Below are 13,894 nucleotides of genomic sequence, written 5' to 3' on the forward strand. Positions count from 1 at the left end.
GTGACCAGTTATGAAGACCCATCCCGTCGATTTTATCTTGTCAGGGTTTTTTACAATCTTGATTTTCTGCCTGAGTTTGTTTCCGGTGTCGGTTTTGAGTGGGATTGTTACCGTACCTGCTTTTGGCGATTATCATGTCGTGATCGATTCGCTATTGCTTCTTTTGCTTTATGGGTTGTGGTCGGCAGCGATTCTCAGGTTAATGATGGTGTTCAAGCCGTTTTCGCCTGGAGAATACGCTATGGATGATCGCTTGTTCACTTACTGGAAATTATTTACGGTGATTTACGAGTTTGGCAAAGGGGCTTTGTTGCCTTTCACAACGGTGTTCGCAAAACCGCTTGTGGCCAAGTTATTCGGCGCAACAATAGGGCGGGATATCGCCCTGGGCGGGCATCTGGTCGATCCGCAGCTGATTCAGATTGGGGATGAAGCCGTTATTGGTCACGATTCAGTTATTACGGCACACACGATAAACAGCGGCACCATCGTGCTCAAACCTGTGATTATCGGTGCCAGAGCGACGATTGGCGTCCACGCGGTGTTAATGTCTGGCGTAAATGTGGGAGAGGGGGCGATTGTAGCGGCTGGTTCCGTGGTGCCGCCGGATACCAGCATTCCTGCAAACGAACTCTGGGGCGGTATTCCGGTAAAAAAAATCAAATCGTTGTAGTTGGGTGTCGCGAAATTTTACAGTTGTTCGTTTTTATCGGTTCTGTGTTTTTCAACTATTTGAAAATGTTATATAAATTATTTTGGCATTCATATTGCTTTGTTATGGCATCACCGAGTGATACCTGTTTAACCTAAAAATTTGGAGCAATGTCATGTTTAACAAAATGAAAGTTATCGGCGGAGCCTCTTTGTTGGCTCTAAGCTTTGGCGCTAACGCGGCACCTGTTGATTTGTTTTCGACTAATCAAGGCGCATATGTAGATAACACCAAAGACGGTACCGATACCGGCACTATTATTAATTCCGGTCCTGGCGGCTCTGTTGGTGCTGCTGATCCTACCATCTTGGGCGGCAACCGGGATTTGTACGTTAGTAAAATCTCAGATAACAACGGAGATCAAGCTACCCGTACAGCTACTGCTTCTGTATCCGGTGGCGTGTTTGACTTTAGTACTTCTACCGGTACTACCGGCCGCGCTCAAATTCAATGGGACGGCGCAGAAGCTACCAACGCGATCGATCATACTGGCTTGGGTGGTCTGGACTTGACCTTTGGCGGTACTCAAAACGCATTTTCTATCGGCGTGGTTTTTTCTGATGCTGGCTTCAATTTCAAGATCACAGCATATACCGATGCAACTAACTATACGGAAGTGACGATTACTTCCAATGCGCATGATGTTCCAGCTACGACTTCGATTCCTTTTTCTGCGTTTCTGTTGGGTTCCGGTAGCTACCTGGGCGGTACTGTTGTAGTTAACCAAGTCGGAGCAGGTGGTGATTTAACTAAATTGGGCGCGTTGGTTGTCGATATCGATCAATTGGGTCTGAAAACCTCTTTGGATTTGACTTTGGATCAAGTAACTACCGTTCCAGAACCTTCTGTATTGGGTTTGATGGGTATCGGTTTACTGGCTGCTGGCTACTCTCGCGGCAAAAAAGCTAAATTGGCTGTTTAAGTTTTAGCTTAGCTGATTTAACATTGAGGCGGTGTCTTCCTCTGGGAGACGCCGCTTTTTTATGCCTTGAGTTTTCTGGAACGGATCAATATTTCTAGCAATGAAATCTGATGCCAAACGCGTATTGATTTTTGCCGAAGCTGTGACCTTGGCGCATGTGGCCCGTTGCACCACCATTGCCGAAGAGTTGTCCGCGTCAGGTAAATATGAGGTGATCTTGGCTGTAGACCAACGTTTTCAAGCGGTTTCCAGGCATGCAAAATATCGGCATATAGGGATTGAATCCGTTTCAACCGACGAATTCCTGAAAAAACTAAATAAGGGTTCTCCGCTGTATAGCGTTAAAACTCTTGAAAAATACGTACAGGAAGAGCTTAAAATTTTCAGCGAGTTTAGCCCCGATTTCGTTATCGGCGATTTCCGGTTGTCACTAGCGATTAGCTGCAGGCTTGCTGAAATACCTTATGCGACGGTAACCAACGCTTATTGGAGTCCTTACATTGAGACTTCTTATCCGATTCCTGAGTTACCGATAACAAAGATTTTCGGCGAAGCGGTCGCACAAAAGATGTTCGATCTTGTCCGGCCGGCTGTGTTTGCATTGCATTCCCTAGCTTTTAATCGAGCTTGTAAAAAATTCGGCTTGCCTCCCTTGGCATACGATATGCGGGAAGTCTATACCCATGCCGATTTCACCCTATATGCTGACATCGAATCTTTGTTTTCGATGCGGGATTTGCCGAAAAATCATTTTTTTATAGGTCCGATTTTGTGGTCGGCGGATGTTGATTTGCCTGACTGGTGGTGGAATCTGCCGGAAGACAAGCCGATCGTTTTTGTGACTTTAGGTAGCTCCGGCAACGTCACATTACTGCCAATGATACTTGAAACGCTATCTAAAATGCCGTTGACCGTGGTTTGCGCGACAGCGCAAAGAAGCGATATAGAAGTCTGCTATCCGAACGTGTTTATTGCCGATTATCTGCCAGCGGAACACGCTGTGAGTAGGTGTGATTTAGTAGTTTGCAATGGCGGCAGTCCGATGGTTTATCAGAGTTTGGCATCTAACAAACCTGTGCTTGGCCTTCCGAGCAATCTTGATCAATACCTGATGATGTCAACCCTGCGGCAAAGCGGTAGAGGGTGCTTAATCCGTTCTGGTCAGGCAGATCCTATAACTATTAGACGAGCCGTCGAGCAAGCCCTGACAAATACGCCGGAAAATCTGGCCGGGGAATGTCATTTGCATCTCGACAAAATTATTGACTTGATCGAAGGGAAAATGGCCAATTAGAGATGTGAGCAGGAACGGCTATCGATGATGTCTTTAGCGTTATCTGGCTCCCTTACCCCACAAAATCACTTCAACCGTACTCAACATGATGGTTAAGTCCAAAAACAGACTGTAGTTCTTGACGTAGTACAAATCATATTGCAGCTTTTGCCGGGTGTCGTATTCGCTGGCGCCGTAGGGGTAACAAAGTTGAGCCCAGCCGGTGATGCCTGGCTTAACTCGGTGTCGTTCCTTGTAATAAGGGATGGTTTCCTCAAAGCCTTTGACAAATTCAGGCCGTTCCGGTCGGGGGCCGACAAAGCTCATATCCCCTTTAAGGACGTTCAACAATTGCGGTAATTCGTCTATCCGGTATTTTCGGATGAACTTGCCCACTTTGGTTACACGGTCGTCGCTCTGGCTGGCCCATTGCGCCCCGTTTTTTTCGGCGTCCACCCGCATGCTGCGAAACTTGATGACGTCGAACGGAACGTCTCGGTAGCCGACGCGTTTTTGCCGATAAAATACCGGGGCACCAAGCCCGCTTTCCATATAGATGGCTACTGTCGTCAACAGCATCAACCACCAGCTCACGGCCAGCAGCAACAAGCTGGCGATAATGTCGAAACTGCGTTTGACGATCGGCCTCATGCCGCTGTTGACGAAGCCGTCGGAGAACATTAGCCAACTTGGGCTGAGGGCGGCGAGAAACACCAGACGTTGTTCCCGTTCGTAGAAAGTCTGCAAGTCCATGACCTGTACGCCGGACATTTTGATGTCCAGCAATTCCTCGACGGGTAATTTTTTACGCCTGTCATCCACGGCGATGACGATTTCGTCGACATTTGCCGCGTCAACAATATCGGTCAGCCTGATTTTGTCGTTCAATGCAATGGCATGGGGCACCGCGACCGGCTCGTCCTCTAACGTTATGTAGCCTACGATTTCGAAGCCTTTGTATACGTAGCTGGAATTCACCACGCTCAGTTCTCCGGCTCTGTCTCCGCAGCCGATTACCAGCACTCGGCGTTTTAAATTTTCCAAGTTTACGAAGCGGTAGAACAGGTAACGGGTAAGCAGCAGGCCGGAAAAAGAGAATAAGATCGCCGAAATCAACACGCTGCGCGCCAGCATGAGCTCGGGGATGATGTAGTAGGTGAAGGCCAGAATAAATACCGCGACGGCGAAACTGACGCTGATCCGTTGCAGGATGTTGTATTCCTCTTTATCCAGCGTTTTACGGTACAGCCCCAATGCGGAACAACTGGTCGTCATGATGATTGAAAATACTGCCGCAGATGACGCCAATTCCGGTTGAGAGTACCAAGAGGCCGTGTAAAGAAACCGGACTGCAGCTCCGATATACATGGCCGAGTAGAACACTATGGCTTCGGCCAGCAGGAGCCACAGGTAAGCCGTCGATATGTAATGCCGAAATATTCTGATCATGGTTTGAGCTTTCGCCGGTTCCGGACAGTTATCGGGCAGGGCCCTGTTCTAACAATGTTTTAATGTGTTCGGACGGAATCGCATACGTGATGCCGCTGGGGTTTGAAATCGCATTTTCCTTACTGCCCTGGACAAACACTTTATTGATTATGCCGACGACTTTACCGGACTTTAGATCGTAGAGCGGGCTGCCGCTATTGCCCGGATAGGCAGTTGCATCCAGTTGGAAAATGTCGAAGGGGGTCTGCAGGCGTTTCAGCATGTTGACGTTCAATTGATTGCTGGCAACAGCCGGAATGGCATTGGGCGATATAGCCGCAATAATGCTACGGTGCGTCACCGGATACAGACCCAAAACCATGCCAATCGGATAACCGGTGAAGGCGTATTGCTCGCCCTCGCGGACGCGTTGCGAGTCGCCAATTTCCAGTGCCGGCAGGGCGCGGCCTTCAACCGTCAATAGCGCTAGGTCGTGGTCTTCGTCGGTCGCACGGAGATCGGCTATTTGCATCTGTTCTTTTTGTTCTTCGCGGTAAAACACGGCAAACCGCTCCAAATGACCTGCGTCAAGTTTCTTGGCGGTAACGTGAGCATTTGTGATCACCTTTTTGCCGTCTGCCACGGCAAATCCAGTTCCAAGCAGGACGCCGCGCGGATTGCGGCTTGGCATATACGTTCCGATTGCCACAATTCCGGGTTTGACCCGGTTTAGTATGTCAGGTAGGTTCAATTCGCTGGAGCGGCTGCCGTGAGGGAGCAGTAACAATACCAGTAGAGTGACGGGGAGACGCTGTATGCCGAATTTCATGGTCTATAGGTGCCGGAGAGCCTTGAGGCTTTGTTTGGTTTAGAGTGTAGCGCAACTTAGTCGAATTGGCATCGCGCTGTAATAGTGTCAGTTTAGGTTTGATGCTCGCGGATGAATGGATTTCGCCGGCGGGTTCCGGGTTATATTTCGGCGAAAACCGCTCGGAGCGCACGCCATATCGGACTTCGATAAACGTTAGCAATAGTAGCCAGTAATTAGGAAGACCTATTTGGCTTGGACTAGTTCGGCACAGATCGGTGTTTGGCGCCGTGAACTTGTCGCTATTGGGACGGTCCATGCAAGCGGAGATAGTAATCCGTTTCCGGCGGCGAGACGGTAAATTCTGAAATCGGTTTCGATACAGCGATTAACGACGGACCGCCGGGTCTTTTAGTCCGATTTGTTCTTCGGCAAAACTGCCGTTTTTCCAACACAACACCCCAGCCGACTCCGGCCGCCAATCCGCGAGCACGTACCGTAGCGCCGGTTCACCGTCCAACATGAACTCGTGACGGTTCGGCCGATGAGTATGGCCGTGGACCAAGATGCGGCAATCGTACTGGCGCATCGTTTCCATCACGGTGGCTTGGTTGACATCCATGATTTCGTCGGATTTTCCTCGCTTATGAAAGTAACTGCGCAAACGGTACCAGCGGGCTGCGATCAGCCTTAGCCAAAGCGGTTTGTTCAACACTGAGTCCTGCCATTCGCGACTGCGCGATTTGATGCGGAACGCTTGATATGCCTCATCGTCGCTGCAAAGTAAATCGCCGTGGGTAAGCAGTATCCGGTGGCCGTCGAGTACGATAACTTCGAAATCTCCGATTAGCCTGACTCCGGTTTCGGCACAAAATGCGTCGCCCAACAGAAAATCCCGGTTGCCTTGTTGTACGAATACTTTTACGCCGGAAGCGGTTAGTTCCTTAAGCGCTTGTTTGATCGCTTTGGCAGGCCGGGTGTTATCGTCGTCGCCGATCCAGGCGTCGAATAGATCGCCAAGTATATATAGAGCTTCGGCCTGGGTGGCGCGTTGTTGCAGGAACGCGAAAAAGCGCCGGAGAATTTCGGGCTTCTCCAGCGCCAAATGCAAGTCGGAGATGAATAGGATGTCTTTCACAAGCGGGGCCGTGACGGCGATACCGTAACGGCAGGGTCCTTATTCCACGATTTCAGCTTTCTCGATGACGATGTCGGTCTTAGGTACGTCCTGATGCATGCCGCGGTTGCCGGTCGGTTGTTTTGCCATCGCGTCGACTATGTCCATGCCTTCGGTGACTTCGCCGAACACGGCATAGCCCCAGCCGCTGGGGGTCGGGCTGGTGTGGTCCAGAAAAGAATTATCTTTGTAGTTGATAAAAAATTGCGCGGTGGCGGAATGCGGATCGCTGGTGCGAGCCATTGCCAGGGTGCCGCGTTTATTTTTCAGGCCATTGTCGGCTTCGTTTTTGATGGGCGCGTTTGTCGTTTTTTGGTTAAACGAGGTATCGAAACCGCCGCCTTGCGCCATAAAGCCGGGAATGACCCGGTGAAAAATCGTTCCGTCGTAGAAACCTTGTTTGACGTAAGCGGCGAAGTTTGCCGCGGAGGCCGGAGCCTTTTCGTCTTCCAACTGGATGGCAATAGTGCCAAGAGAAGTGGTTAATTTAACTTTGGTGTGTGTATTGGACATTTTATTTTCTGTTGCAAATGAAAGAGTTGAGATTGAAAACAGCATCAAGTAAACCAGAGTTGCGCGCATGACCGCTCCCAAATATAGCTGCAAGCCTTGAATTCTATGTGTTTTTATCTTGAAAGAGAAGTTCGAATCTTGGTAGATTGCCGGATGTTTTGCCGTCTTCAAGCCTCCTATACATGTTAAAAATCTACAACACTCTGACCCGCAGCAAGCAAGAATTCGTCCCGAAACAACCCGGAAAAGTCGGTATGTACGTCTGCGGCATGACCGTCTACGACTACTGCCACATCGGCCATGCCCGGGTGATGGTCGTGTTCGATACGGTGGCGCGTTACCTAAGGTATTCGGGTTACGAACTGATCTATGTGCGCAATATTACGGATATCGACGACAAGATTATTCAGCGCGCTAACCAGAACGGAGAGGATTTTACGGCACTGACCGCACGCTTTATCGATGCGATGCACGAAGATGAACGGGCTTTGGCCGTGCTGCCGCCTGACCGCGAACCCAGAGCAACCCAGTCGATTTCCGACATCATCAACATGATATCGGCATTAATCGACAAGCAATTTGCCTACCTCGGGAGTAACGGCGACGTGTTTTATGCCGTCAACCGGTTTCCGGGTTACGGCAAATTGTCCGGTAAAAATATCGAAGACTTGAATGCCGGCGAGCGGGTCGATGTCGACGGCGCCAAACGCGATCCGTTGGATTTTGTCCTGTGGAAGACCGCCAAGCCCGGCGAGCCGGCGTGGGATTCGCCCTGGGGCTCCGGTCGACCCGGCTGGCATATCGAATGCTCGGCGATGTCAACTTGTTGTCTGGGCAACCATTTCGACATTCACGGCGGCGGCATGGATCTGCAGTTTCCGCATCACGAAAACGAAATCGCCCAATCCGAGGGCGCTACCGGCGAGCCTTTCGTCAATTACTGGATGCACAACGGCTTTGTCCGGGTTAACGAAGAGAAAATGTCCAAATCGTTGGGCAATTTTTTCACGGTGAGGGAAGTGCTGAAACAGTACCGTCCGGAAGTCATCCGCTTTTTCATTCTGTCCAGTCACTATCGCAGTCCGTTGAATTATTCCGACGAACATTTGGATGAGGCCGGTATCGCCTTGACCCGGCTTTATACCGCGCTGAGAGGGGTGGATATTGCCGATATCCCGGCAGACGCCGAGTTCAGACAACGCTTCGAGCAGGCGATGGACGACGATTTCAATACGCCGGTCGCACTGGCAGTGCTGTTCGAATTGGCGCGGGAATTGAACAAAGCCGCGGATAAAGCGCTATTGGCCGCCACGTTAAAACAGTTGGCGGCAATTTTGGGCCTGTTGCAAGACGATCCGGAACAATTTCTGAAAGGTGGGGCCGGGCAGGGCGGTTTGGACGAAGCGGAGATCGAACGCCTGATAGAGGCGCGCAAAGCCGCAAAAGCGCAAAAAGATTGGGGGCAGGCGGATGCCATTCGCGACCAATTGAAATCTCAGGGCATCTTGCTGGAAGACGTGGCCGGCGGTAACACCACTTGGCGCCGGGAAGCTTAAGGAAACACATGAGCGAAATTAAAGACAAATCGATCGCAACATTTCTCGATGAACTGGCCAGCAAACAAGCCACTCCTGGTGGCGGTAGCGCGGCGGCGGTCATGGGGGCGCAGGCTGCGGCGTTGATCAGTATGGTTTGCAATCTGACGATAGGAAAGCCCAAGTACGCCGAGGTAGAAACTGAGCTGAAGAATTTGCTGATCGAAGCCGAAGCTCTGCGCCAGACGCTGATCGATATGATCAAGGCCGACGTCGACGTATTCGATAAACTGATGGCCAGTTACGGCTTGCCGAAAGCCAACGATCAGGAAAAAAGCCAGCGGAGCGAGCGCATCCAAATCGTGTTGAAAGAAGCGACGCTGGTGCCCTTAGCTTGTGCCAAGGCATGTGCAAAGGCTATCGAGTTGAGCAAAATCGCCGCGGACAAAGGCAATTTGGGCGTGATCAGCGATGCCGGCGTAGCGGTGATGGCCGCCTACGCCGGTTTGAAGAGTGCAGCTTTGAATGTGCAGATCAATGCCGCCGGTTTGAAAGATCGCGATTTCGCCGATGCCCAACTGGCCGAGCTTGACGGATTGCTGGCGGCGGCAGAACAAGCCGCGCTGCACGTTTATCAAACGGTGCAGAGCAAGCTTTAACGGTCACGACTTTTTGATCGCCGGGTGTTGATCGCATTTAGCTTAATTTCGCGAAGGGAATACGCCTGAAGTCGCGATGCAATACGTCATGCCGACGTAAGGATTCCGTATAGGTACCGGCTGATTCCCGCCGGCGGGCCCGATCGATGTGGTCGCGGTGGCCGATGCGGTCAGGGCTTCCGGGGCCAGCGGCGAGCTGGCTCCCGCGACGTTGCCTGAATAAATGTTGTCCCGAGCGGATGAGGCTGCCAGCACTTTACCGGCCGGGCTGCTGCTATTGCCGGTCGCATTGACGGCGTTAATGGTGCCGGTAACTTGGACATTGGTGCTGGCGGCATGGGTGTGCTGCGGTAACTGGGTAATGTTCAAAACCACTTGGTCCGAACCGGCTTCTTCGCCGAGGAATACATTCAACAGTCCCGGACCCTGACCGGCGCCGACCGGATTTCGCCCGCGCAGATCGGGTAGAGCGAAGGTGCTACGGCCGTCGCCGCCATAGGTAGTGCCGAGTAACGAGAACAACGCGGTGTGACTGGCGATGGGTAGCAGCGAGCCGTCGGCCGGCAGGTAGTTGCGCGGGCAAAAGTTGAAGGCAAAGGTGCACACTTCACCTATGAAAGGCTCGTTGCCACAGGCTGAGGCGGACATCGGTAAACCGGCGGCGGCGATCAGCGCCAATTTCACTAGCGGTTTTTTGAAGGGTTTTGACATGTCGGTTTCCTCTTAAATTTAAGTTGTCGGGTCTTAACCAGCGAGCGGGTTGCTACGGCGCTTGGCGGCGAACAGAGAAAGTAAACCGATTGCTGTCAGCATCAAGCTTTCCGGTTCCGGTACGGTCTGGCTGTTTTGTTTGACGACCGAGTCGACCGTAATCAGCGTGTTCACCTCACTGCCGAACAAGCCGGAATCGGCCCTGCCTTGCAACAGTACTTCGGGACTGCCGTCCCCTAAATTCAGCAATTGGCCCGGATTCAATAGAAAGGACAGGATCATAAAGCCGCTGTCGCTTAAGGTGCCGCCGAGTCCGCTAGCGGCATTAACCAAGTTGTCCGTGAACAGAAATTGTTGGTTGCCCTGCTTGGCGTCGGACAATCCGCTGGCGAACAACAATTCGCTACCGTCCTCTTTATGCAAGGTGACTTGGGCTTTGGCGAATTCGCCGTTATCCGTCGTGGAGCGGACCGAGTCGGTCGCGCTGACCTGATAGCTGAATTGGAACCTTAAATTAACCAGGAAGGCATCGGTGGCCGAATTGTTCTGCAACGACATCGTATAGTCGCCGAATAACGGATTGACGATAGACGGTTCGCTGTTTGATCTGCCATCGGCATTGAATTTAATGCCGAAGCCGTCGCCGATGCTGGTTAATGTCCCGGATAGTGGATCGATGCCGTTGATCGCCGCACCGTTTAAGGTTGTCGTGGTCGTGACACCGGCCATAATTCTGGTCAATTCCCCGGCTTGTATGGCATTGACCGGGTCGGAAGGCGAGCCGGTGCTGTCGAATTCGGCGGAACCTTTGATAACGATGTTCGGATCGAAGCTGGCGGCATGCGCCGCCCCGATTTGTTGGCCTAACGCCAATCCGATGGCCAAGGCCAAACTTTTGAAATTGCGGAACGGTCGGTCTGGCGTGGCGGTCTGGTTGGGATTGGCCGGATTTGGCATGGTGACGGTTTTCATCGGTTTTTCCTCTTGATTTTTGGCGAAGTAGTTATGAATCGGGTCTCGGGCCGGGCCCGAACGGGTTTCCATAATCGATAGTCAATTCGTGTGCCAAGGCTGTTTGAGCAGCTTAAGCCATTGGTTTTGCGGTGTTTTGTGGCAGCGGGCTAGCGCGGGCGACAGAGGATGGGCACGGGATGTCGCGCGATTTACGAAATATCGCGCTTTATGGCGGAGTGTGGCAGCCGATGCGGCCAGGATTGGAGGCTAACAATGAGCGGTTTGACGGCGGCGGTCGCGAGTGTTGGTCTTGACCAAGCTGCTGCACCGTTCTAACGCTAAGGCAAACGGCCGGCGCCGAACTATCGATTATTTCACCGGCCGCCGGTGCAAGTTTTGCCTGGTGGGCCGCGCCAACTCGCAGCCGGTTTCGGCGGCTACCGCGCCGGGTATAATGCCGGCATCGACCGATAACCTTAGCGCCGTACGCGGTTTTGCGGAGCAATCCATGTCCAAACCCCTGATTTACAAAGGCCGCGCCAGCATCAGCAATGCCGCCGGCCGGTTCGAGAAGCAAAGCGGCCATGCCGAGGACGACGGCTGGGGCGGCCTGGATGACGATTTGCCGCCGCTGCCGACCGAAATCGTCGTCGATAACAGCAAATCGCTGATCAACTATAACGATTCGCCGGATATTCCGTTCGACCGTTCCATCAATCCCTATCGCGGCTGCGAGCACGGCTGTATTTATTGTTTCGCCCGGCCGACCCACGCTTACCTGGGCTATTCGCCGGGCTTGGATTTCGAAACCAAAATCCTGGTAAAACCCAATGCCGCCGCATTGTTGCGGGCAGAGCTGGGCAAGCGCAATTACCAGTGTGCGCCGTTGGCCTTGGGTACCAACACCGATCCCTACCAGCCGCTGGAACGCCAGCAGCGCATCATGCGCGGCATATTGGAAGTGCTGGCCGAGACCCGGCATCCGGTCAGCATCGTCACCAAGTCGGCCTTGATCGAACGCGACATCGATATTTTGGCCGAGATGGCGCAACAGGGCTTGGCCTCGGTATGCCTGTCGGTCACGACCTTGGACCGGAATCTGGCCAGAACCCTGGAGCCGCGCGCCTCGGCACCGCAACGCCGGCTGGACGCCGTGGCGCGCTTACGCGAGGCCGGCGTGCCGGTCGGGGTGATGGTGGCGCCGTTGATTCCGGTATTGACCGACTACGAATTGGAGCGAATCGTCTCCGCCGCGCACGCGGCCGGTGCGCTCAGTGCCGAATACATTCTGCTGCGCCTGCCGCTGGAAACCGCTGAGCTGTTTGAAGAATGGCTGCGACACAACTTTCCGCTGAAAGCGGAGCACGTCATGAACCGGGTCCGCGACAGCCGCGGTGGCAAGGCCTACGATGCCGCGTTCCATCAGCGCTTGCGCGGCAGCGGTTCTTACGCCGATCTGATTGCCCAGCGCTTTGGCTTGATCTGCAAGAAACTGGGCATGGACCGCGCCTTGCCGGCATTGCGTAGCGATGTGTTCCGCAAACCCGACCCGAGCGGGCAGCTGAGTTTCGACTTTTTCGATTGAGCCGGCTGCGTGGTGTTTGTAACGCCAATTATTCTGTGGACTTACGGCCTGCTAAGCCTAGCCGTGCTGGGCTTATGGCTGCCCGGCAAGTGCTTGCTGACGCCATTGGCCTTGGCCGCGGCGATTGCGGCCGGATTCTACGGCCGTATCCTGCAGCCGCTGGCCTTGCTCTGGCCTGTACTGTTGGCCGCCGGATTGCTGCTGGCCGAACGTGCCGCGCTGGCTAAGTTTTGGCGGACTCTGGCCTGGCTGGTCGCCCTCATCGTTGCTACCGGGTTGATATTTCATTGGTTGCCGGGCTTCGCCAATCCCAAAGTCATCGCCGATTGGCGCTTCGGTCCGGATTCGTTGCCGTATAGCAAGTATTTGAACTTCGACGGTATTTTGCTCGGCCTTTGCGTGTTGGGTTGCACACGGCACCGCCTGCGTAAGGTCGGGGAATGGCGACAACTCGGGAAACGGATGTTGCCGATTCTGTTGCTGACGACGATCGCCGTTTTAGGAGCGTCGCTGGCTTTGGCGTTTGTGCGCTGGCAAACGAAATGGAGCGAGCTGTTTTGGCTGTGGGCCTGGGGCAATTTATTGTCGACCTGTCTGGTCGAAGAAGCCTTTTTCCGGGGTTTGTTACAGCGCGGCTTGATGCGCTGGTTGAAGCGTTGGCGCCATGGCGAAAAGTGGGCGATTGTATTGGCGGCGGCTCTGTTCGGTTTGAAGCATCTGCAGGGCGGCTGGACTTACGCCGGATTGGCGACGCTGGCCGGTATCGGTTACGGCACAGCATATCAGGCCACTGGCCGCGTGGAAGCCGCGATCCTGAGCCATTTTGGCCTGAATTGTCTGCACTTTTTGCTGTTCAGCTATCCGGCACTCAGCGCGGGCGGCATTTAATCCTCGCTGTCGGTTGCGGTTTTCGCCGGCAGCAAGCCTTCAGCGCGGATCATCGCTTTAAAACTTTTCATCACCGGCCGCGAGATCGCGGTTTCGGCTAGCAGGCGTTTTTCGTAGATCAGATTTTTCAGTGCTTCGTCATCGGCATTGCGAGCAGATTCGATCAGTTCGTGTACGCTATGGTCCAGCAATTGGCCGGGCAGATGTTTGATCCGGTCGTACAGCAACTCCATCACCACTTTTTCCTGCGCCGGCATCTTGCATTTGCCGTCCAGGATTTTCAGCATCACCGTCACGGCGCAATCGATCTGAAGCGGCGATAGCGCATGCGTTGCCGCCCAAGCTGCGACATGCTTCGGCGTCATCTGATTTCCTCGCCGGCTGCGGTACGCCGGGCGTAATCCAGCAAGGATTCTTCGACCGCCGCATAGGCGTATGCGGACACGGCGCGGACACCGATCGCGTTGACTTTCGCGGTCGGGCCGTCGCCGATGCGAGCCACGAAAACGGCGTGGCAATCCTTGATCGTGGCCAGGATGCCGGCCATCGCCGATTGGTCGGCCTGCTGGCCCAGGCAATAATTATCGACGTCGCGGGTTTCCAGGAGCCGGCAGCCGTCTTTGCCGACGCTATAGATGCCGAATTTTTTGGCGTGGCCGAAATGTTCGTTGATCGAGATGCCGTCTTTGCTGGCAACCGCGAGTTTCAGGGTCGGTTCCAGCATAGTCC

15 protein-coding genes are annotated in these 13,894 nt (G+C 53.4%); 7 read left to right on the forward strand and 8 right to left on the reverse strand.

From position 1 onward, the window contains the following. Positions 1-10 precede the first annotated feature (10 nt). From C2U68_RS00950 to C2U68_RS00960, 3 genes are all read left to right on the forward strand, one after another. Positions 11-673: an acyltransferase gene (locus tag C2U68_RS00950; protein WP_140910634.1), complete on the forward strand. Its 663-nt coding sequence runs from the start codon at positions 11-13 to the stop codon at positions 671-673. A 154-nt stretch (positions 674-827) separates the two neighbouring features. Further along, a complete protein-coding gene (locus C2U68_RS00955) occupies positions 828-1,634 on the forward strand; it encodes a PEP-CTERM sorting domain-containing protein (RefSeq protein WP_140910635.1) in 807 nt (268 codons plus the stop codon). Positions 1,635-1,734: 100 nt separating this feature from the next. Beyond that, the gene (locus C2U68_RS00960; protein WP_140910636.1) at positions 1,735-2,928 is read left to right on the forward strand and encodes a glycosyltransferase; all 1,194 of its coding nucleotides are present in this window, start codon (positions 1,735-1,737) and stop codon (positions 2,926-2,928) included. A gap of 39 nt (positions 2,929-2,967) precedes the next feature. Here C2U68_RS00960 and C2U68_RS00965 read toward each other — a convergent pair whose 3' ends face one another. From C2U68_RS00965 to C2U68_RS00980, 4 genes are all read right to left on the reverse strand, one after another. Beyond that, the gene (locus C2U68_RS00965; RefSeq protein ID WP_140910637.1) at positions 2,968-4,356 is read right to left on the reverse strand and encodes a TIGR03013 family XrtA/PEP-CTERM system glycosyltransferase; all 1,389 of its coding nucleotides are present in this window, start codon (positions 4,354-4,356) and stop codon (positions 2,968-2,970) included. 28 nt (positions 4,357-4,384) lie between these two features. Then, positions 4,385-5,164 carry a serine protease gene (locus tag C2U68_RS00970; protein ID WP_140910638.1) on the reverse strand — a complete coding sequence of 260 codons (780 nt, stop codon included), beginning with the start codon at positions 5,162-5,164 and terminating at the stop codon, positions 4,385-4,387. A 367-nt stretch (positions 5,165-5,531) separates the two neighbouring features. Beyond that, the gene (locus C2U68_RS00975) at positions 5,532-6,281 is read right to left on the reverse strand and encodes a UDP-2,3-diacylglucosamine diphosphatase (protein WP_260839156.1); all 750 of its coding nucleotides are present in this window, start codon (positions 6,279-6,281) and stop codon (positions 5,532-5,534) included. A gap of 39 nt (positions 6,282-6,320) precedes the next feature. After that, complete coding sequence (locus C2U68_RS00980) at positions 6,321-6,902, reverse strand: peptidylprolyl isomerase (protein ID WP_140910708.1); 582 nt, start codon at positions 6,900-6,902, stop codon at positions 6,321-6,323. Positions 6,903-7,015: 113 nt separating this feature from the next. Here C2U68_RS00980 and cysS point away from each other — a divergent pair, with 113 nt between their 5' ends. Together cysS and fchA are read left to right on the forward strand one after the other, a co-directional pair. Then, on the forward strand, positions 7,016-8,389 hold the full coding sequence (gene cysS, locus C2U68_RS00985) for a cysteine--tRNA ligase (RefSeq protein ID WP_140910640.1): 1,374 nt from the start codon (positions 7,016-7,018) through the stop codon (positions 8,387-8,389). A gap of 8 nt (positions 8,390-8,397) precedes the next feature. Beyond that, on the forward strand, positions 8,398-9,027 hold the full coding sequence (fchA, locus tag C2U68_RS00990; protein WP_140910641.1) for a methenyltetrahydrofolate cyclohydrolase: 630 nt from the start codon (positions 8,398-8,400) through the stop codon (positions 9,025-9,027). Positions 9,028-9,069: 42 nt separating this feature from the next. Here the strand turns inward: fchA and C2U68_RS00995 are convergent, their stop codons facing one another. Together C2U68_RS00995 and C2U68_RS01000 are read right to left on the reverse strand one after the other, a co-directional pair. Further along, positions 9,070-9,738: a phage tail protein gene (locus C2U68_RS00995; RefSeq protein ID WP_260839157.1), complete on the reverse strand. Its 669-nt coding sequence runs from the start codon at positions 9,736-9,738 to the stop codon at positions 9,070-9,072. A gap of 33 nt (positions 9,739-9,771) precedes the next feature. Next, a complete protein-coding gene (locus C2U68_RS01000) occupies positions 9,772-10,710 on the reverse strand; it encodes a PEP-CTERM sorting domain-containing protein (protein ID WP_186289460.1) in 939 nt (312 codons plus the stop codon). A gap of 490 nt (positions 10,711-11,200) precedes the next feature. Between C2U68_RS01000 and C2U68_RS01005 the strand changes: the two genes are divergently transcribed. Both C2U68_RS01005 and C2U68_RS01010 read left to right on the forward strand, forming a co-directional pair. Continuing rightward, positions 11,201-12,277, forward strand: coding sequence for a PA0069 family radical SAM protein (locus tag C2U68_RS01005; protein ID WP_140910643.1), 1,077 nt, complete (start codon positions 11,201-11,203; stop codon positions 12,275-12,277). Positions 12,278-12,289: 12 nt separating this feature from the next. Then, positions 12,290-13,165, forward strand: a complete 876-nt coding sequence (locus C2U68_RS01010) for a CPBP family intramembrane glutamic endopeptidase (protein ID WP_140910644.1) — start codon at positions 12,290-12,292, stop codon at positions 13,163-13,165. Here C2U68_RS01010 and C2U68_RS01015 read toward each other — a convergent pair. Together C2U68_RS01015 and C2U68_RS01020 are read right to left on the reverse strand one after the other, a co-directional pair. Continuing rightward, positions 13,162-13,530 carry a hypothetical protein gene (locus C2U68_RS01015; RefSeq protein ID WP_140910645.1) on the reverse strand — a complete coding sequence of 123 codons (369 nt, stop codon included), beginning with the start codon at positions 13,528-13,530 and terminating at the stop codon, positions 13,162-13,164. The genes C2U68_RS01010 and C2U68_RS01015 overlap by 4 nt on opposite strands. Continuing rightward, positions 13,527-13,889, reverse strand: a complete 363-nt coding sequence (locus tag C2U68_RS01020) for a NifB/NifX family molybdenum-iron cluster-binding protein (protein WP_140910646.1) — start codon at positions 13,887-13,889, stop codon at positions 13,527-13,529. Before C2U68_RS01020 ends, C2U68_RS01015 begins: the two co-directional genes overlap by 4 nt. Between the last annotated feature and the right edge of the window lie 5 nt (positions 13,890-13,894).

This window comes from Methylomonas koyamae, assembly GCF_006483455.1.
Taxonomy (GTDB): Bacteria; Pseudomonadota; Gammaproteobacteria; order Methylococcales; family Methylomonadaceae; genus Methylomonas; species Methylomonas koyamae_B.